The organism is Oricola nitratireducens (assembly GCF_014904745.1).
Taxonomy (GTDB): Bacteria; Pseudomonadota; Alphaproteobacteria; order Rhizobiales; family Rhizobiaceae; genus Oricola; species Oricola nitratireducens.
In genome coordinates this window covers 33,875-53,563 of sequence record NZ_JACZCS010000019.1, presented here as the reverse complement: position 1 = coordinate 53,563, position 19,689 = coordinate 33,875, and the positions used below count along the sequence as shown (strand labels likewise).

Annotated in this window: 18 protein-coding genes; 13 read left to right on the top strand and 5 right to left on the bottom strand. The window is 64.5% G+C overall.

Annotated features, from left to right (window positions below; translation table 11 throughout):
* Positions 1–131 precede the first annotated feature (131 nt).
* Both IG169_RS23865 and IG169_RS11070 read left to right on the top strand, forming a co-directional pair.
* Positions 132–1,655 carry a Ppx/GppA phosphatase family protein gene (locus tag IG169_RS23865; RefSeq protein WP_193176272.1) on the top strand — a complete coding sequence of 508 codons (1,524 nt, stop codon included), beginning with the start codon at positions 132–134 and terminating at the stop codon, positions 1,653–1,655.
* On the top strand, positions 1,652–2,392 hold the full coding sequence (locus IG169_RS11070; protein ID WP_193176271.1) for an RlmE family RNA methyltransferase: 741 nt from the start codon (positions 1,652–1,654) through the stop codon (positions 2,390–2,392). Before IG169_RS23865 ends, IG169_RS11070 begins: the two co-directional genes overlap by 4 nt.
* On the opposite strand, the gene IG169_RS11065 is transcribed toward IG169_RS11070, so the two are convergent.
* Entirely contained in the window at positions 2,375–3,790 is a 1,416-nt protein-coding gene (locus tag IG169_RS11065; RefSeq protein WP_193176270.1) for an MFS transporter, read from the bottom strand. The genes IG169_RS11070 and IG169_RS11065 overlap by 18 nt on opposite strands.
* A gap of 202 nt (positions 3,791–3,992) precedes the next feature.
* On the opposite strand from IG169_RS11065, the gene IG169_RS11060 reads away from it, so the two are divergent.
* Positions 3,993–4,961, top strand: coding sequence for an MBL fold metallo-hydrolase (locus IG169_RS11060; protein WP_193176269.1), 969 nt, complete (start codon positions 3,993–3,995; stop codon positions 4,959–4,961).
* Here IG169_RS11060 and IG169_RS11055 read toward each other — a convergent pair.
* Genes IG169_RS11055 through IG169_RS11045 form a run of 3 tightly spaced genes read right to left on the bottom strand, consistent with a single transcriptional unit; the run spans position 4,930 to position 7,227 of the window.
* Positions 4,930–5,862, bottom strand: a complete 933-nt coding sequence (locus IG169_RS11055) for a transglutaminase-like domain-containing protein (protein ID WP_210325966.1) — start codon at positions 5,860–5,862, stop codon at positions 4,930–4,932. The genes IG169_RS11060 and IG169_RS11055 overlap by 32 nt on opposite strands.
* Positions 5,863–5,872: 10 nt before the next feature.
* Positions 5,873–6,907 carry a permease gene (locus IG169_RS11050; protein WP_193176268.1) on the bottom strand — a complete coding sequence of 345 codons (1,035 nt, stop codon included), beginning with the start codon at positions 6,905–6,907 and terminating at the stop codon, positions 5,873–5,875.
* Positions 6,904–7,227, bottom strand: coding sequence for an ArsR/SmtB family transcription factor (locus IG169_RS11045; protein WP_193176267.1), 324 nt, complete (start codon positions 7,225–7,227; stop codon positions 6,904–6,906). The genes IG169_RS11050 and IG169_RS11045 overlap by 4 nt, the downstream gene beginning before the upstream one ends.
* Before the next feature lie 138 nt (positions 7,228–7,365).
* Between IG169_RS11045 and guaB the strand changes: the two genes are divergently transcribed.
* Both guaB and IG169_RS11035 read left to right on the top strand, forming a co-directional pair.
* Positions 7,366–8,868 (top strand): IMP dehydrogenase, encoded by a 1,503-nt coding sequence (gene guaB, locus IG169_RS11040; protein WP_193176266.1) that lies wholly within the window; start codon positions 7,366–7,368, stop codon positions 8,866–8,868.
* Between the two features lie 34 nt (positions 8,869–8,902).
* Entirely contained in the window at positions 8,903–9,322 is a 420-nt protein-coding gene (locus IG169_RS11035; RefSeq protein ID WP_193176265.1) for an MAPEG family protein, read from the top strand.
* On the opposite strand, the gene IG169_RS11030 is transcribed toward IG169_RS11035, so the two are convergent.
* Complete coding sequence (locus tag IG169_RS11030) at positions 9,319–10,245, bottom strand: hydrogen peroxide-inducible genes activator (protein WP_193176264.1); 927 nt, start codon at positions 10,243–10,245, stop codon at positions 9,319–9,321. The two genes, IG169_RS11035 and IG169_RS11030, sit on opposite strands and share 4 nt — an antisense overlap.
* Before the next feature lie 119 nt (positions 10,246–10,364).
* Between IG169_RS11030 and katG the strand changes: the two genes are divergently transcribed.
* The 8 genes from katG (at position 10,365) to IG169_RS10990 (ending at position 19,485) form a co-directional block, all read left to right on the top strand.
* Positions 10,365–12,536, top strand: coding sequence for a catalase/peroxidase HPI (katG, locus tag IG169_RS11025; RefSeq protein ID WP_193176263.1), 2,172 nt, complete (start codon positions 10,365–10,367; stop codon positions 12,534–12,536).
* Positions 12,537–12,850: 314 nt separating this feature from the next.
* Entirely contained in the window at positions 12,851–14,137 is a 1,287-nt protein-coding gene (locus tag IG169_RS11020) for an RsmB/NOP family class I SAM-dependent RNA methyltransferase (protein WP_193176287.1), read from the top strand.
* Positions 14,138–14,201: 64 nt separating this feature from the next.
* Positions 14,202–14,681: a TspO/MBR family protein gene (locus IG169_RS11015; protein WP_193176262.1), complete on the top strand. Its 480-nt coding sequence runs from the start codon at positions 14,202–14,204 to the stop codon at positions 14,679–14,681.
* Positions 14,681–15,115 carry a PaaI family thioesterase gene (locus IG169_RS11010; protein ID WP_193176261.1) on the top strand — a complete coding sequence of 145 codons (435 nt, stop codon included), beginning with the start codon at positions 14,681–14,683 and terminating at the stop codon, positions 15,113–15,115. Before IG169_RS11015 ends, IG169_RS11010 begins: the two co-directional genes overlap by 1 nt.
* 2 nt (positions 15,116–15,117) lie before the next feature.
* Positions 15,118–15,726: a 5'-methylthioadenosine/S-adenosylhomocysteine nucleosidase gene (locus IG169_RS11005; protein ID WP_193176260.1), complete on the top strand. Its 609-nt coding sequence runs from the start codon at positions 15,118–15,120 to the stop codon at positions 15,724–15,726.
* Positions 15,723–16,253 carry a GNAT family N-acetyltransferase gene (locus IG169_RS11000; protein WP_210325965.1) on the top strand — a complete coding sequence of 177 codons (531 nt, stop codon included), beginning with the start codon at positions 15,723–15,725 and terminating at the stop codon, positions 16,251–16,253. The genes IG169_RS11005 and IG169_RS11000 overlap by 4 nt, the downstream gene beginning before the upstream one ends.
* A 91-nt stretch (positions 16,254–16,344) precedes the next feature.
* Positions 16,345–17,916 (top strand): glutamine-hydrolyzing GMP synthase, encoded by a 1,572-nt coding sequence (gene guaA, locus IG169_RS10995; RefSeq protein ID WP_193176259.1) that lies wholly within the window; start codon positions 16,345–16,347, stop codon positions 17,914–17,916.
* A gap of 156 nt (positions 17,917–18,072) precedes the next feature.
* Positions 18,073–19,485, top strand: a complete 1,413-nt coding sequence (locus tag IG169_RS10990; RefSeq protein ID WP_193176285.1) for a sensor domain-containing diguanylate cyclase — start codon at positions 18,073–18,075, stop codon at positions 19,483–19,485.
* Positions 19,486–19,689: the final 204 nt, after the last annotated feature.

Sequence of the window (19,689 nt, the reverse complement as noted above, 5' to 3'; positions counted from 1 at the left end):
CAAAATGCAAATCCCAATCCGCGACAAATGCACTTGGTAATTGCGCGATGTGCTGATACGGTTTTTCCAACACCATATGAGATGCGCCTGCAGCGCCTTTTCGGGCAGCGCGGTGCAAGAAGGGAACGGCCGTGAAGGACACCGGGTCGGATGCCGTCGCATCCCGATCTGCGCCTTCCGAATCCGGTTTCGATCCGCAGGGCTCGCGACCGGCCGGCAGATCCGGCGAAGCGGAGAAATCCGTCAACGGGACGCCGGATCATGCTGCGAAGCAGCGCAATGGGGAAGGGATCGCGAGCGATCCCGCCGGCGCGGCGCAGGACGGAAGGCTCGATCACCACAAGGAAAAGAAGGGGCGCAAGCGCCGCCGACGCCGCAGGGGCGGGCAGAAACCGGCCGAGAACGCGCCGGTGAACGCCGTCGCGCGCGAAAAATCCGACGATACTGCGAAGAAAGCCGATGCATCCGCGCCGCCGCGCCGCAAGCGCCGCCGCGGCCGCAAGAAACCGCATGCCCATGTCGCCGTACCGCCACAGCCGGGCGGCGAGACCGGCCAGCAGTCCGTCCGAAGGCCGGAGTCGCCCGCGCCGCAGCCCGCGGCCCCGCCCCGGCGCGCCTACGCGCCACGCCCGGCCGATCTCTATGCCGCGCTCGATCTCGGCACCAACAATTGCCGCCTGCTGGTCGCGGCGCCGACACGGCCCGGCCAGTTCCGCGTCGTTGACGCGTTCTCGCGCATCGTGCGGCTCGGCGAGGGCCTGTCGCGCACTGGCCGTCTGTCCGACGCGGCAATGGACCGCGCCGTCGAGGCGCTGAAGGTGTGCCGCGACAAGCTGGGCGCGCGGCCGATCCGGCGCATGCGGCTGATCGCGACGGAAGCCTGCCGGGCGGCAGAGAACGGCGAAGAATTTCTCCAGCGCGTGCGCGAGGAGACCGGGCTGAAGCTGGAGATCGTCGACCGCGAGACCGAGGCGCGGCTGGCGGTCAGCGGCTGCTCGTCGCTGGTCGGCCGCGACACCGATTCCGTCGTCCTGTTCGATATTGGCGGCGGGTCGTCCGAGATCGCGCTGGTCGACGTCAAGGATCGTCGCTCGCGGCGTCTCGCTGACCACATCGTCGCCTGGACGTCGCTCCAGGTCGGCGTCGTCACCCTGTCGGAGAAGTTCGACGGCCGCGATGTCAGCGAGCAGGTCTTCGCCGACATGACCGATTTCGCAACCGATCTGCTGCACCGTTTCGAGGACCGCGACCGGCTTGCCGACCGCGTCGGCAATGAAGGCTTCCACCTGCTCGGTACCTCCGGCACGGTGACGACGCTCGCCGGCATCCATCTCGACCTGCCGCGTTACGATCGCCGCCGCGTCGACGGGCTTTGGATGACGTCGGCCGAGGTCGATGCCATGAATGCGCGGCTGTTGTCCTGGTCCTTCGACGAGCGCGTCGCCAATCCCTGCATCGGCGCCGACCGGGCCGACCTCGTCATGGCCGGATGCGCGATCCTCGAGGCGATCCGCCGGGTCTGGCCGTCGCAACGGTTGCGCGTCGCCGACCGCGGCTTGCGCGAGGGCATCCTGACCGAGATGATGGCCGCCGACGGCGCGTGGCAGCGCGGCGCCAATCCGTGGCGCAACCGGCCGCAAAGGAACGGATCATGACGGCAAAGAAACCGCCGCGCGGCGGCGCGCTGTCCGGACGGGGCGGGCGTTCGCTCAACCAGCGCGTCAAGAAGGGCAGGGGACTGAAGAACTCGTCCCGGCGCTGGATCGAGCGCCAGATCAACGATCCCTATGTCCAGCGCGCCAAGGCCGAGGGCATGCGCTCGCGCGCCGCCTACAAGCTGATCGAGATCGACGACAAGCACCATATCCTGAAGAAGGGCGACCGGGTGATCGACCTCGGCGCGGCGCCCGGCGGCTGGTGCCAGGTCGCGGCCGTGCGTGTCGGCTCGACCAACGAGGACAAGCGCATCGCGGCGATCGACTATCTGGAGATGGACCCGATGCCGGGCGTCGAGGTCCTGCAGATGGATTTTCTCGACGACGACGCGCCACAAAAGCTGATCGAGGCGCTCGGCGGCAAGCCTGACGTCGTCGTCTCCGACATGGCGGCGCCGACCATCGGCCACCGCCAGACCGATCATTTGCGCACCATGCATCTTATCGAGGTCGCCGCCGATTTCGCCGTCCGCGTTCTCAAGCCTGGCGGGCATTTCCTCGCCAAGACCTTCCAGGGTGGCACGGAAAAGGACCTGCTCGATCTCCTGAAACGCAACTTCAAGAGCGTCATCCACATTAAGCCGCCCTCCTCACGTTCGGAGTCGGTCGAACTTTATATTGTCGCCAAGGACTTCAAAGGCCACAGCGGGGACGAGGATTCACCGGCGCACGGGTGATGCGGCCCGCCCGCCGGCCTGGCTGATCGCATGCCCCGACACGGCTTCGCCCGCGTTCGGCGGCAGGGCGAGGAACGGAACGATCGCGAACGCCGTTATCGCCGCGATCACGAAGAAGGCGAGATGGAAGGCGGACACGGTCAGCACGCCGCCATTGAGACTGCTGACGATTTCGAGGATGCCGCCCGCCAGAGCCACGCCGACAGCGATCGCGACCTGTTGCATCGCCGAGGTGATCGCGGTCGCCGGCGCCGCATTCCTGTCGTCGATTTCCGCGAAGGTCAGCGCGTTGGCCGATGTGAAGAAGAGCGAGCGCACCAGCCCGCTGGCAAACAGTGTGACCATGATCAGGACGACCGGCGTTGTCGGCGTGAACAGCCCGTTGACGGCAATCGACAGCGATGCGCCGCCGGCCGCGCCGATCAGCACCATGCGGAAACCGCCGGCGCGCAGGATGCGCTTGACGGTGAATTTCATCACGATGGCGCCGCCGGCGGAAACGAAGGTGATCATGCCCGACTGAAACGGCGTCAGGCCGAAGCCTAGCTGCAGCATCAGCGGCAGGAGGAACGGCACCGCGCCGGCCCCGATGCGGAACAGGTTCATCCCGACCAGCGTCCAGCGGAAAGTCCGGTTGCGGAACAGTTTCGGATCGAGCAGCGGATTGGGCGTGCGGCCGGCGTGATGCAGATAGGCCAGGAACGCTGACACGCCGCCCAGCGTGGCGATGACGCCCCAGACCGGCGGCAGGGCCGGCAGACTGATCACCGACAGGCCGAAGACGACGCCCGCCGCCGCGGCGCCGGCGAGCACGAAACCGGTCCAGTCGACGCGTTTTGCGGGCGGCGTTTCGCCAGCCGGCAGGAGCGTCAGCGCGAAGATGATTCCGGCCGTCCCGATCGGGATGTTGACCAGGAAGATCCAGTGCCAGGACAGGAAGGTCGTCAGGAAACCGCCGACCGGCGGTCCGGCCAGCGGCCCGATCAGAGCCGGGATTGTCAACCAGGCCATGGCGTTGACGAGGTCCGACTTCTCCGTCGAGCGCACCAGCACCAGCCGGCCGACCGGTGTCATCATCGCCCCGCCCATGCCCTGCAGGAAACGCGAAACCACGAACTGGAACAGCGAGCCGGACATCGCGCAGGCGATCGATCCGGTCATGAACACCGCGATGGCGATGGCGAAGACCCGGCGCGCGCCGAACCGGTCGGCCATCCAGCCGGAAATCGGGATGAAGATCGCCAGCGCGACGAGATAGGCCGTCAGTGCCAGCTTCAGTGCGATCGGGTTGGTGCCGATATCGGTGGCGATCGCCGGCAGCGCGGTCGCGATCACGGTGGAATCCATCTGTTCCATGAAAAGCGCGACGGCGAGGACGAGGGGAACGGTGCGATTCAACGGGCGGGTTTCCGGCGAGGGTTGTCCAGCGTGTTATGGCGCAGCCGACGCCGATGGCAAGCGCCGCGCGGATACTTTCCGCCCTTGGATACGGTTTCGTCCCGGTTGACGGAGCGTCAATCACATTTGCCGTGAACGCCATTGCCGGAACGTGACGCTACGCCATTTCCTGCCTGTCAAAACCACGAGGGAGAAAGAATAGATGCAGCTTTCCAGACGTTCGCTTTTCAAACTGTCGGGCGCCGCGGCGCTGACCGCGCCGATGATCATGACCCGCGCGGCCCAGGCCGAGGTGCCCATGGCGATGACCATGCCGGCCGCCTTCAAGCGGTTTTCGCTCGGCGATTTCGAGGTCACGGTACTGTCCGACGGGCATCGCAATGTTCCCGATCCGCGGAAGATATTCGGCACCAATGTCTCGAAAGACGAGGTCGAGGCGTTGCTGACGGAGAATTACCTGCCCGTCGACCAGATGCAGTTCACCTTCGCGCCGACGCTGATCAATACCGGCAACGAGCTGATCCTGTTCGATACCGGCAATGGCGAAGGCGGGCGCGAGGGTGGTGTCGGCCAGACGCTCGCCAATCTGCAGGCGTCCGGATACATGCCCGACCAGGTCACCCATGTCGTCATCACCCACATGCACCCGGACCATATCGGCGGCCTGATGGAAGGCGACGCGCCGGCCTATCCGAATGCCGCCTATGTGGCCGGCAGGACCGAGTATGATTTCTGGTCGAGCGACGACCGGATGGGCACACCCGCCGAGCGCGGTCATGCCATGGTCGAGGCGAAGGTCGTTCCGCTAGCCGAAAAGATGACCTTCATTGGCGATGGCGACAGCGTTGCTTCGGGTATTACCGGCATGGCTGCCTTCGGCCACACGCCCGGCCACATGGTTTTCACGGTCGAATCCGGCGGCAAGACCGCGATGATCACCGCCGACACGGCGAACCATTTCGTCCTGTCGCTGCAGCGTCCGGACTGGGAGGTCTTGTTCGACACCGACAAGGCCGCCGCCGCTGCTTCCCGCAGACGTGTCTTCGACATGATCGCCACCGACCGGTTGGCCTTCATCGGCTATCACATGCCGTTCCCGGCGGTCGGATTTGTCGAGGCGATGGGCGAGGGCTACCGCTTCATCCCGGAGACATACCAGCTCGATCTGTGACCGGGATCGCGTTGCCGCCGGAAAGTCCGGCCCCCGAAAGCCCGGCCATTGCGCCGGGCTTTTCCTTTTGCATCCGGATGTCCAGCTTCGCGCGCGCCGTTCCGCCGTCGCCGGTTAGCCACACCGGTTCGGCGATCAGCTTCAGACCGGCGACGCCCGCCTGCGGGAAATCGAGCCCCATGGAATGGGCGACGGCGACTCGGCTGCCCGGTTTCGGGTTCAGCCCGCAGCAGATCTCGCGCGTCCCCATCTTCAGGTGATGCGCGATGTCCCATTCGAGCACCGCGCCGGCGTGGCGGGTGACGACCCAGCAATGCATGTCCTCGCAGCAGCCGTTCTTCTCGGCCGGGAAGAAATAGCCGGTGACGTATCCGGCCTCGAAACCGGCAGAGCGAAGCGCCGCGATCAGGTAGGTGTTGATGTCGACGCAGGAACCTTCGGTCAGGCCGCAGCCGAGATGCGGGATCTCTTCCTTTCCGTCGTAATATTTCGTCGGCGGATGGCCATAGGTGAATTTCTCCGCCGTGTCGTTGACGATCGCGGCGATGGCCGCATGGCCGTCGGGGACCTCCTCGGCGATGCGGCGCGCATCGCGCACGAGATCCTGCGCCGCCCGCGTGAAGCGATTGTCGCGGTGGCGGAACAGGGCTTCGGGGTAGTGGCCGGAGATCTCTGCGAAACGATAGGTCAGCGTCGCGGGGCCGTCGCCTGCAAGCTCGATCAGCGCCGCCATCTGGCCGGTTGTCGTTTCGCCGGTGAGAGAGAGGGAGCCGCCGGATACGGCAAACTCCAGTGGCGACTGGTAGGGCGTCGCGATCCCGACTGGCGCCAGCAGCGCGCCATATCCCGCCGCATCCGGCATGACCGTGACCGTCACGGTCGTGATGTCGGAAACCATCATTGTGACGCCCTCATGCAACGAGTTGGAACAGCAGACCGGCGAGGATCGCGCCGGCAAGGCCGAACCCCAGATAGGCCGCGAAGACCCCACGTCCGACCAGCGACCACACCGCCGCCATCGCCGGAACGGAACTGACGGCGCCCGCGATCATGAACGCCATCGCCGCGCCCTTGCTCATGCCCTGGTCGGTGAGCCCGGCCAGCAGTGGCGGCGCGACATAGGAATTCAGATAGGCCGGCATGCCGACGAGCGCGGCAACCGCGATCGGCACGATCCCGTCGCCGCCGACGAGATGGGCAATCACCGACGCGGGGACATAGGTGATGAGAAGCGCTTCGAGCACATAGGCGAGCGCCAGCCACTTGACGAGGAACAGCGCGTTTGCCGCAAGCTCGTCGCGGAAGAGGGCGGTGCGGTTCTCCTCGCGCCAGAAGCGCCAGACGGGCGTGCCCTTGAAGGGCGACGGGCCGCAGCCGCATCCGCCGCCACGGCGTTCGCGCAACGGATTGCTAAACAGGCCGCCCGCGATCATCGCCCGCATCGCGAACCCGCCGAACAGGCCGAGCCCGACCGCCGCGATAGCCTTGGCGATGGCGAAATTCCAGCCGAGCGCGCCGGCCGTGATGAACAGCGTCGGCGGGTCGATCAGCGGCGACGACAGCCAGAAGGCCATGACGGCCGGCAGCGGCGCGCCGACGGCAAGAAGGCCCGCGATGAACGGAATCACCTCGCAGGAACAGAACGGCGCCAGCCCGCCGAACAGCGCGGCGAGCAGGATCATCCGTTTCTCACGGCCCTGGAACGCCTTGGCGACTACGCTTTCGGCGCCCGCCGCCTTCAGCCACGCGATCAGCAGCACGGCGATGGCGATATAGGGCAGGGTCCCGGCGAAGGCTTTCACGGCGATGGCGACGATCGTGGCGAAATGGCCCGGATCGAGCAGCGCGACGAGAAGGGGAGCCGCGATCGTAATCGTCCACGGCGAGGCCATGCGGTCTTTCCAAGCAAAACGGCCGCGTATCGGGGCGGGGATGGCATCGCTCATTGGCATTCTCCCTCGGATTCGTCGGCGCAGCATTCCTTCAGGATGAAGGAGGCGAGCGCTTCCAGCCGATCATAGGTGGCGCGCGAGATCACCGAGCGCCCGTCCTTTTCCTGTTCGATCAGACCAGCCGAGGCGAGGAAACGCAGGTGATGGGCAAGCGTCGAGGCGGGCATGCCCGATCGCGCCTGGATGTCGCCGACCGTCAATCCGCCGCGTCCGGCCTTCACCAGCGTCTGCAACACCTGCAGTCGTGCTTCAGAACCCATGGCCGCGAAGCCCTGCGCCGCTTCCTCGATGGGGAAATCGTCTGATATAACCATATTTCTAGTTTTATAGTTATTTATTGCGGTGTCAATCGTCTCCTCAAGGCTTTCGCAACCGCAACAAGCGTGGTACCAGCCACTGCCAACGCAACGTCGAGTCCCTCCCGGCTCACCCATCATACGGAACGAATAGCGATGGCGACCATCATCCAGACGATCACCGGCGCGGACGCGCTCACCTTCGACGACGTGCTGCTGCAGCCCGGCCATTCCGAGGTCATGCCCGGCGAGACCGATATACGCACCGTGATCGCCCGCGACATCGAACTGTCCCTGCCGATCATCTCCTCGGCGATGGACACCGTGACGGAATCGAGCCTGGCCATCGCCATGGCGCAGGCCGGCGGTCTCGGCATCATCCACCGCAACCTCAACCCGGCCGCCCAAGCCGAGGAAGTCCGCCAGGTCAAGAAGTTCGAATCCGGCATGGTCGTCAATCCGGTCACCATCGGCCCGGACGCGACGCTCGCCGACGCGCTGGCGCTGATGAAGGCGCACCGCATCTCCGGCATTCCGGTGGTCGAGAATGCCGGGCTCGGCAGCCAGAAGCCGGGCCGGCTCGTCGGCATCCTGACCAACCGCGACGTCCGCTTCGCCTCCGATCCCGGCCAGAAGGTCTATGAGCTGATGACGCGCGAGGGCCTCGTGACCGTGCGCGAGAACGTCGATCAGGACGAGGCGAAGCGCTTGCTCCACCAGCACCGCATCGAAAAGCTGCTCGTCGTCGACGACCGCGGCTATTGCGTCGGCCTGATCACCGTCAAGGACATGGAGAAGTCGCAGCTCAATCCGGACGCCGCCAAGGACGCGCAGGGCCGCCTGCGCGCTGGCGCGGCCGTCTCGGTCGGCGTGGACGCAGAGGAACGCGCCGAACGGCTGCTCGACGCCGGCGTCGACGTCATCGTCATCGACACCGCGCACGGCCATTCGCAGCGCGTGCTCGACGCGGTCACCAAGGTGAAATCGATGTCGAATTCGGTGCGCATCATTGCCGGCAATGTCGCCACCGTGCACGGCACCAAGGCGCTGATCGATGCGGGCGCGGATTCGGTCAAGGTCGGCATCGGCCCGGGCTCGATCTGCACCACGCGCGTTGTCGCCGGTGTCGGTGTGCCGCAGCTTGCCGCGGTCATGGCCGCGGCAGAAGAGGCCGACAAGCACGGCATCGCCGTGATCGCCGATGGCGGCATCAAGTTTTCCGGCGATCTCGCAAAGGCGCTCGCCGCTGGCGCCAAGGCCGCGATGATCGGTTCGCTTCTGGCCGGCACGGACGAAAGCCCGGGCGAGGTCTATCTGCACCAGGGCCGCTCCTACAAGGCCTATCGCGGCATGGGCTCCGTCGGCGCGATGGCGCGCGGCTCCGCCGACCGCTATTTCCAGGCCGAGGTGCGCGACGCGCTCAAGCTGGTGCCGGAAGGCGTCGAGGGGCAGGTGCCCTACAAGGGGCCGGTCGCGGCGGTGCTGCACCAGCTTGCCGGCGGCCTGCGCGCCGCGATGGGCTATACCGGATCGAAGACGCTCCCGGACTTCCATGAAAAGGCGACCTTCGTGCGCATCACTGGCGCCGGCCAGCGCGAAAGCCACGCCCACGACGTCACGATCACCCGCGAGAGCCCGAACTATCCGGGCGGCATGTAGGCCAGGACGCGGCCGGACAGGACCGGGACTCCCCATGAACCAGACAGTCATCTTCTGGCCTGTGATCGTCCAGGTCGTCCTGACGCTCGTCGCCTATGCCGTCATGAGCAATCGCCGGATTGCGGCGGTCAGGGCGGGCGTGGCGCGCGGCCGTGACTTCAGGATCCCGAACGATCCGGAAATGAGCGCGTCGGCGGCGCGCAATGTCTCCAACCAGTTCGAACTGCCGGTCCTGTTCTACGTCGTCTGTCTCGCCTTCTACCAGACCGGCGGCGTCGACATGACGGCGCTGGTCTTCGCCTGGCTCTTCGTCGCCTCGCGCATAGTCCACGCGCTGGTGCATCTGACCGCGAACATCGTGCAGTTGCGCCGCCGCGTCTTCATTGGCGGTTTCCTGGCGGTCATCGTGCTGTGGGTCTGGTTCGCCATCCACATCATCACGACGGGAAGCTAGGCCGCGTCCGGTTCCGCCGACGCCAGCAACTCCCCGGCCACCGCCTGGATCGACTGCGCCAGCGCGCCGAAATCGGGGAGCCGCTTCGACGATTTGCGCCAGAACAGAGCGATGTCGCGATGCGGCATCGGATCGGCGAACGGCGTGATCGCCAACCCGCGCAGGTTTTCGGTTTCGGACGGAACCGCGATCTCCGGCAGGAGCGTCATGCCCATGCCGTGCGAGACCATCTGCAACAGCGTCGTCATCGAGGTCGCGCCGAAATTGATCAGGCGCCGTTCCTTGCCTTTCGCGCAGACCGCAAGCGCCTGGTCGCGCAGGCAATGGCCCTCGTCGAGCAACAGCAGCCTGTCGAGCGCGACCTGGTCTTCGCTCAGCGGCGAGTGCAGCACGTCGGTGCCGTCGGCGGCGCTGGCGATGAAGAACCGGTCGCGAAACAGGTGTTCCGTATAAAGGCCGGAATCGTCGATCGGTTCCGCGGCGACGATGACGTCGAGCGAGCCGTCGAGCAGTTCCTGCACCAGCGTGTCGGTGACCGCCTCGCGCACCTTCAGTTCCAGCTTGGGATAATGCGCCTGCAAATGCGGGATCAGCCGCGGCAGCAGATAAGGCGCGATCGTCGGGATCATGCCGATGCGCAGGCTTCCGACCAGCAGGCCGCGGTTTTGCAGCATCATCTCCTCCAGCGCCTGCGTGTCGCGCAGGATGCGGCGGATATGCGGCAACAGGCGCTGGCCGGCTTCCGTCAGCACGATTCTGCCGTGCCGCCGTTCCACCAGCTTGCGCTCGAGCTTGGCCTCCATATCCATGATCTGCGCCGACAGGGCCGGCTGGGAAATGTTCACCGAGGCGGCCGCCTTGCCGAAATGCAGCGTGCGCGCCAGCGCGTCGAAATAATGCATCTGCTTCAGGGTCAACTTCATAGCTTTTTCTTATCGTTCACATCGGAAATTACAATTTGTAATTATGACGCAGCTGGCCCATTTCCTTCCTTATAAACATTCCGGCCACAAGAAATTTCAGACCGCGACAGGAGGAAGATATGGATCAAAAAGTCGACAATTCAGGAAAATGCCCGGTGATGCACGGCGCCATCACGGAAACCGGAACCTCGAACATGGATTGGTGGCCGAACGCCCTCAATCTTGACATCCTGCATCAGCACGACACGAAGACCGATCCGATGGGCAAGGACTTCGACTATCGTGAGGAGCTCAAGAATCTCGACGTCGAGGCGCTCAAGAAGGACCTGACCAATCTGATGACCGACAGCCAGGAATGGTGGCCGGCCGACTGGGGTCACTATGGTGGTCTGATGATCCGCATGGCGTGGCACGCGGCCGGTTCCTACCGCCTGGCCGACGGGCGCGGCGGCGGCGGCACCGGCAACCAGCGTTTCGCTCCGCTCAACTCCTGGCCGGACAATGTCAGCCTCGACAAGGCGCGTCGTCTGCTCTGGCCGATCAAGAAAAAATACGGCAACAAGATCTCCTGGGCGGACCTGATCATTCTGGCCGGCAACATCGCCTATGATTCCATGGGTCTGAAGACCTTCGGTTTCGGTTTCGGCCGCAAAGACATCTGGCACCCGGAAAAGGACACCTACTGGGGCGCCGAGAAGGAATGGCTCGCTCCGTCGGACGAGCGCTACGAAGACGTCGAAAACCCGGCGACGATGGAAAACCCGCTCGCCGCCGTGCAGATGGGCCTGATCTACGTCAATCCGGAAGGCGTTAACGGCAAGTCCGACCCGCTGAAGACCGCGGCACAGGTGCGCGAGACCTTCGCCCGCATGGCCATGAATGACGAGGAAACCGTTGCCCTGACTGCCGGCGGCCACACCGTGGGCAAGACGCATGGAAATGGCGATGCGGGAGCCCTGGGCCCCGATCCGGAAGCGGCAAGCCTCGAGATGCAGGGCATGGGCTGGGAAAATCCCAACATGGGAGGCAAGGCCGCCAACGCCGTAACGTCGGGCCTGGAAGGCGCCTGGACCTCGAAGCCGACCGAGTTCGACATGGGCTTCTTCGACATGCTCTTCGGCCACGAGTGGGAATTGAAGAAATCGCCGGCCGGCGCCAACCAGTGGGAGCCGGTGGACATCAAGGAAGAGGACAAGCCTCTTGACGCGTCCGACCCGTCGAAGCGCCACAATCCGATGATGACCGATGCCGACATGGCGATGAAGATGGACCCGGTCTACAACGCGATCTGCCAGAAGTTCATGGCCGATCCGGAGTATTTCAAGGACACCTTCGCCCGCGCCTGGTTCAAGCTGACCCACCGCGACATGGGCCCGAAGGCCCGCTACATCGGCCCCGACGTGCCGGCCGAAGACCTGATCTGGCAGGATCCGGTCCCGGCGGGAAACACCGGCTACGATGTCGACGCCGTCAAGGCGAAGATCGCGGCCAGCGGCCTGAGCCTCGCCGAAATGGTCGCCACCGCCTGGGACAGCGCCCGCACCTATCGCGGATCGGACATGCGCGGCGGCGCCAATGGTGCCCGCATCCGTCTCGCGCCGCAGAAGAATTGGGAAGGCAACGAGCCGGAGCGTCTGGCCAAGGTGCTTGGCGTTCTCGAGCCGATCGCGGCCGAGACCGGCGCCAGCATCGCCGACGTGATCGTGCTCGCCGGCAATGTCGGCGTCGAGCAGGCGGCCAAGGCCGCGGGCTTCGATGTCGCCGTGCCGTTTGCGCCGGGCCGCGGCGATGCCACCGACGAGATGACGGACGCCGAAAGCTTCGACGTTCTGGAACCGCTCGCCGACGGCTACCGCAACTGGCTGAAGAAGGACTATGTCGTCAGCCCGGAAGAACTGATGCTCGACCGGACCCAGCTGATGGGCCTGACCGCGAACGAAATGACCGTTCTGGTTGGCGGCATGCGAGCTATGGGCGCCAATTATGCAGGCGCCAAGCACGGGGTCTTCACCGATCGCGAAGGCGCGCTGACGACCGACTTCTTCGTCAACCTGACCGACATGGCCAACACCTGGAATCCGGTCGATGGCGGCATCTACGAGATCCGCGACCGCAAGAGCGGCGCGGTGAAGTGGACGGCGACCCGCATCGATTTGGTGTTCGGTTCCAACTCGGTCCTTAGGGCCTATGCCGAAGTCTACGCCCAGGACGACAACGCCGGAAAGTTCGTCAATGACTTCGTTGCGGCCTGGACCAAGGTGATGGACGCGGACCGCTTCGATATTGCCTGATCGCAACCGGAACGGTTGAAAACATAAAGCCGGGGCATCGCTGCCCCGGCTTTTTTCGTGGAAGTGCCTCCAGCCCGCAGGAGGAGATTTGGAGGAGGCTGGCGGCATCCTTCCAGGAGGAACGCACCCGGCATTGCCGGAAGTGAGGAATTATACATTCCTTTTTTGGTATATATCAACCCTCTATCCGCTTCGGTTTGATCAGGATCAAACGGCAGGTTTTTCGGGCATCGCGACGGCAAGCCGATGGCATTTTCCTCCGCGCCCCGCTACATCACCGCCAACGAAGCGAAAAAGACCGGAATGTGAACGACATGCGCCTTGGCGGACGGGTCAGCGCAGCTATCGAAGTGCTGCAGGATATCGAGACGAGACGGCGGCCGGCCGCCGATGCGCTGAAGGATTGGGGCCTGTCGCATCGCTTCGCCGGCTCGGGCGACCGCGCGGCGATCGGCAATCTCGTCCACGACGCGTTGCGCAAGAAGCTCTCGACCGCCCACCTGATGGATGACGCCGCCGCCGCCGCGCTCGCCTTCGGCACGCTGTGGCGACAATGGAACGTCTCGCTCGACCAGATGCGCGAGGCTTTCGCCGACGACAAGTTCGCGCCCGAAATCCCCGCAGATATGCTGGAAGCCGCGGCGAAGCGCGACTTCGCATTCGCCAAGCCGCATGTCGAGGCCGACATCCCCGACTGGTGCGCCGATTATTTCGAGGAGAATTTCGACGACGAATGGGTCGTCGAGGCCGCTGCCCTGTCGGAGCGCGCGCCGCTCGATCTCCGCGTCAACACGCTGAAGGCGGATCGCGACAAGGTTCTCAAGCAGCTTGCCAGGACCGGTGCAAAACCGACCGTCATCGCCCGCCAGGGCCTGCGCATCGCGCCGGGCAAGGGCGCGTCGCGCATGCCCAACGTCCAGGCCGAACCGGCTTTCCAGAAGGGCTGGTTCGAGATCCAGGACGAGGGCAGTCAGATCGTCGCCGATCTCGTCTATCCGCAGCCGGGCGAACAGGTCCTCGATTACTGCGCCGGCGGCGGCGGCAAGACGCTGGCGCTCTCCGCGGCGCTCGAAAACAAGGGGCAGGTCCATGCCTGGGACGCCGACAAGACGCGCCTCGCGCCGATTTTCGACCGGTTGAAGCGCGCCGGCACGCGCAATGTACAAGTCCATGCCGCCGATGCCGATCTCTCGGCGCTGGAGGCCAGGATGGACCGCGTCCTCGTCGACGCGCCTTGCACGGGCTCTGGTACCTGGCGGCGCAATCCCGACGCCAAGTGGCGGCTGCAGCCCGCCGCGCTCGAAAAGCGCATCGAGGAGCAGGCCGAGGTGCTCGACAAGGCTTGCCGCTTTGTGAAGCCCGGCGGCTTTCTGGTCTACGTGACCTGTTCCGTATTTCCCCAGGAAAACGAATACCAGGTCTACGCTTTCGGCGACCGGCACGATGATTACGAATTGCTGTCGGCGGGTGAGGTCTGGCAGGATCTGTTCGGGTTCGACAAGCCGCAGCCATGGTCGGCCGACCTGAAGTGCATCACGCTGACGCCGCGCGCGACGGGGACGGACGGCTTCTTCTTCGCGGTGATGCAGCGGGCGGGGTGACGCGGCGGGGGAACCTCTTCGGCTCCCGCGCGTATCTCCGTTGAAAAACTGATAGGAGAACCCCATGCCGACCGATCGCAACCAACCGTCACCATGGAAATGGCCCGCGCTGGTCTTTTTCGTCATCTTCGTTTTCGGCGGCGGCACGCTCATCGGGACGAGCTTTCTGCCCGGTGAATGGTATGCCGGGCTCGCCAAGCCGCCCTTCAACCCGCCGGACTGGCTGTTCGGCCCGGTCTGGAGCGTGCTCTATCTGTTGATCGCCTATGCCGGCTGGCGCATCTGGTGCCGCAATCCGGCCGGTCTTGCGATGCAGGTCTGGTTCGGCCAGCTCGCCTTCAATTTCATCTGGACGCCGGTCTTTTTCGGCATGCGGCTTCCCGGTTTGGCGCTCGTCGTGCTTGCCGCCATGCTGGCCCTGATCGTCCTCTTCATCCGTTTGACTTGGAATCGCGACCGCATCAGCGCTATTTCCTTCCTGCCCTATGCGGCCTGGGTGGCATTTGCCGGCCTGCTCAACCTCTCGATCTGGTGGCTCAACTGATGCAAGAATTCGAACGTCGGACGCGCGACAGCTTCGCCCGGCAACCCGCCATGGAAACCTTTGGCGCAACACTCGAAACGGTCCGCGAGGGCCATGCCGAAATCCATCTTCCCTACGACCGCAAGCTGACGCAGCAGCACGGTTTCCTGCATGGCGGCGTGGTTTCGGCGGCGCTCGATTCGGCCTGCGGTTTCGCGGCGCTTACGACGATGCCGCCGGAGGCCGGAATCCTGACGATCGAGTTCAAGATCAACCTGCTCGCGCCCGCCAAAGGCGAGCGGTTCCGTTTCGAGGGCAATGTGGTCAAGTCGGGCCGCACCATCACGGTCGTCGACGGCACGGCCTATGCGACCGCGGGCGGCAACGAAAAGCGCATCGCCACCATGACGGCCACGATGATGGCGATCCATGATCGCGACGACGTGAAGGGATAGCGATGAAAACCGTCGGAAGCTCGAAGGTGCTCTATGTCATGGCGGTCGACGCCGAATACGGGCCGCATCTCAAGTCCCGCTTCACCCCGCTGATGTGCGGCGTCGGCCCGGTCGAGGCCGGCGTCAACGTGGCGCGGACGCTCGCGGCGGGAAAGCCCGATGTCGTCGTTTCGCTCGGCTCCGCCGGGTCGCGCACGCTCGAACAGGCCGAAGTCTTCCAGATCGCCTCCGTCTCCTACCGCGACATGGACGCATCCCCGCTCGGCTTCGAGAAGGGGCGCACGCCGTTTCTCGATCTGCCCGCGGAGGTCGACCTGCCGCTCCGCGTCGAGGGCCTGCCGGCGGTCCGGCTGTCGACCGGCGCCAACATCGTCTCGGGCGCGGCTTATGACGCCGTCGATGCCGACATGGTCGACATGGAGACCTTCGCGATCCTGCGCGCCTGCATGGCTTTCGACGTGCCGCTGATCGGCTTGCGCGGTGTCTCCGACGGCGCGGCTGACCTGCATCACTACGACGACTGGACGCAATATCTGCACGTGATCGACGAGAAGCTCGCCGATGCGGTGGATCGCGTCGAAGCGGCCCTGGAAGGTGGCACGTTCGAATGAGCGGCAAGACAGTTGTTACGATCAAGCCCGCGCGGCCCGAGGATGTGCCACCCATGTGCGACCTGCTCAACGCGATCATTCTCGCCGGCGGCACCACGGCCTTCGAGACGCCCTTCACCGCAACCGGTTTCGCCGATTACTTCTTCAGATCGCAGATACACATCTCCTGTCTTGTCGCAGAGGAGCAGGGCGGTGAAATCCTTGGCTTCCAGATGCTCGCCTTTCACGAGAAGCTGCCGGACGACTGGGGCGATATCGCCACCTTCGCCCGCGCAGATTCCCGCGCCCTGGGCGTCGGCAAGGCGCTGTTTTCCGGGACGGTGGAGCTCGCCGGGAAATACGGTCTTGTCGCGATCAATGCGACCATCCGCGCCGACAATGCCGGCGGGCTCGCATATTATGACCGTCTGGGCTTCGTTACCTGGAACATCGACAAGTCCGTACCGCTGAGGAATGGACATCCTGTCGACAGAATCTCCAAGCGATACGCCGTGCGCGAAACCGGGACGACGGCGTTCGAAATCTGACCGCCGGTGCGAGCGTGTGCGGTGCAAAATAATCGGTGAGCGGAAAGCGCGGGCAATTGCATCCGCGGCCGCATCGTCATAAACGCTCGACATGAGCGCTCACGACCTGACAACCCATCCCGACACAGTCCTCATCATCGACTTCGGCAGCCAGGTGACGCAGCTGATTGCGCGCCGCATCCGCGAAGCCGGCGTCTATTCCGAAATCGTTCCCTTCCAGTCCGCCGAAGAGGGCTTCAAACGCCTGAAACCGAAGGCGGTCATCTTTTCCGGCGGACCGGCATCCGTGCCCGACGAGGGCAGCCCGCGCGCGCCGCAGATCGTCATCGATTCCGGCGTGCCGATCCTCGCCATCTGCTATGGCCAACAGACGCTCTGCCACCAGCTCGGCGGTAAGGTCGAGGGCGGCCACCACCGCGAGTTCGGCCGCGCCGATGTCGAGATCCTGAAGGACAGCCCGCTCTTCGAGGGCTTCTGGCCCGTCGGCGGAAAATACCCGGTGTGGATGAGCCACGGCGACCGCGTCACGGAACTCCCCGAGGGCTTCGAGGTCATCGGCACGTCGCCGAACGCGCCCTTCGCCATCGCCGCCGACGAAAGCCGCAAATATTACACGACCATGTTCCACCCCGAGGTCGTCCACACGCCCGACGGCGCCAAGCTCCTGTCCAACTTCGTCCACCGCATCGTCGGTCTCAAGGGCGACTGGACGATGGCCGCCTACAAGGACCAGGCGATCGCCGCGATCCGCGAGCAGGTCGGCGACAAGAAGGTGATTTGCGGGCTTTCGGGCGGGGTCGATTCCTCGGTTGCCGCCGTGCTGATTCACGAGGCGATCGGCGACCAGCTGACCTGCATCCTCGTCGACCACGGACTGATGCGAAAGAACGAGGCGGCCGAGGTCGTCGCCATGTTCCGCGAGCATTATCACATCCCGCTGGTCCATGTGGACGCGTCCGATCTGTTTCTCGATGCGCTCGAGGGCGTCAGCGACCCCGAGGTCAAGCGCAAGACCATCGGCAAGTTATTCATCGACGTCTTCGAGGCCGAGGCGAAGAAGATCGGCGGCGCCGATTTCCTCGCCCAAGGCACGCTCTATCCCGACGTGATCGAGAGCGTTTCCTTCTCCGGCGGCCCGTCGGTGACGATCAAGAGCCACCACAATGTCGGCGGCCTGCCCGAGCGCATGAAAATGCAACTGGTCGAGCCCCTGCGCGAATTGTTCAAGGACGAAGTGCGAATCCTTGGCCGCGAACTGGGCCTGCCCGAACATTTCATCGGCCGCCATCCCTTTCCGGGGCCGGGCCTTGCCATCCGCTGCCCCGGCGGCGTCACCCGCGAGAAGGTTCGCATCCTGCAGGAGGCCGACGCGATCTATCTTGAGGAAATCCGCTACGCCGGCCTCTATGACCACATCTGGCAGGCCTTCGCGGTCCTGCTGCCGGTGCAGACGGTCGGCGTGATGGGCGATTACCGCACCTATGAATTCGTCTGCGCCCTGCGCGCGGTCACCTCGGTCGACGGCATGACCGCCGATTTCTACCACTACGACATGAGTTTTCTCGGCAACACCGCCACCCGTATCATCAACGAGGTCCGCGGCATCAACCGCGTCGTCTACGACGTGACCTCGAAGCCGCCCGGCACGATCGAGTGGGAATAGCGACGAGATATCGCATACGTTCGGGTTCGCCGGTGTCGTTGGCTTAAAGGCTTGGATACCTTTTCCCGCCATGATTGCAACGATCAGTCAATGCGAGATTAGGACGTGAACACCGCTTTTCGTGAAGAGCAAGTTTTTGAGCTCGCTCCTGTCGCCATGTGGATCGAAGATTTTAGCGGCGTGAAAGCGATGTTCGATCGCTGGCGCGCCGAGGGTGTCGAGGATCTCCGCGCCTGGCTGAAGGAAGACGTATCCCGCGTCGCCGCCTGCTCCGGCGCAATCCGCGTGCTGCAGGTCAACCGCAGGACGCTTGAACTCTTCGAGGCGGATAACCACGAACACCTGGTCGCCAATCTCGGCTCGGTTTTCCGCGACGACATGCTGACCACCCATATCGAGGAACTGGCACAGCTTTGGGATGGCAAGCGCGAGTTTTCCAGCAACGCCGTCAATTACACACTGACCGGCCGCCGTCTCGACATCCAGTTGCGCGGCTCGGTCATGCCCGGCCACGAGGAGACGATGGACCGGCTCCTCCTGACGACGGAGGACGTGACCGATCGCGAGGCGGCGCGCCGCCGCGAGGAAGAACAGCGTCGATACGCGGAAGGGATTTTCGAGCATTCCCCCGTGTCGCTCTGGGTCGAGGATTTCAGCGCGATCAAGATGCTTCTGGAGGGGATCCGGGAAAGAGGGATCACCGATTTCCGCGTCTTCACCGACGTCCATCCCGAATTCGTGCGCCAGTGCATGAGCGAGATCCGCGTCGTCAGGGTCAACAATGCGACGCTGGACCTGTTCCGTGCGCCCGATCGCCATACCCTGCTGCAGCGTCAGCAGGAGATCTTCCGCGATGACATGGAGAAGCACTTCCGCGAGCAGCTTATCGAACTGTGGAACGGCAATCTGCTCCACAGCCGGGAGGTGGTGAACTACGCTCTCGACGGCACCGAGCGCCATGTCCTGTTGCAGTTTTCCGTCTTTCCCGGCCATGAGGCCGATTGGTCTCTCGTCCAGGTGGCGCTGACAGACATCACCGCGCGCAAGAAGGCGGAAGCCTATCTGGAATATCTCGGCAAGCACGACGTCCTGACGCGGCTGCACAACCGCGCCTTCTACACGGATGAACTGAACCGGCTCGAGAGGAAACCGCTCAGGCCGGTGGCTGCCATCATCATCGATCTGAACGGGCTGAAGGAAACCAATGACAGCCTCGGACACGAGGCCGGCGACAGTATGCTGCGCCGGCTGGGCGAGGTCCTCAACGAAGCCGTTGCCGCGCCGAACTGCGCCGCCAGGATCGGTGGCGACGAGTTCGCCGTCCTCATGCCGGGCTGCGACTGGATGGAGGTCGCCGTGATGACGGAGAACATTGAGAAGCTGCTGAAGATCAACAACCAGTTCTATTCCGACGCGCCGATCGAAATCGCGATGGGCGCCGCCGTCAGCGAGGCGGGCGAGGGCATGGAATCGGTGATCCGCCGCGCCGATCTTCTCATGTATGCCCGCAAGCAGGAATATTACGCCGCCATGCGGAAAGGGGCCGTCCGCAACGCCAGTGCCGCCTGAATGGGCTGTGGCCGGTGGCGCCCGGCAATACGCAAAACCCTCTTCATTCTCTACCGCGGGGAAGCGGCGCCTTCGTCCGGGATGTCTCCCGGGCGCAATTTCCTATGCGCCATTTTCCCGCCACACCGTGACGTGATGGAGTGTGACCCTTGGCGCATGGCTTTTCGCGCCGATTGGTTTAATTTCCGGCCCAACCGGATTCGG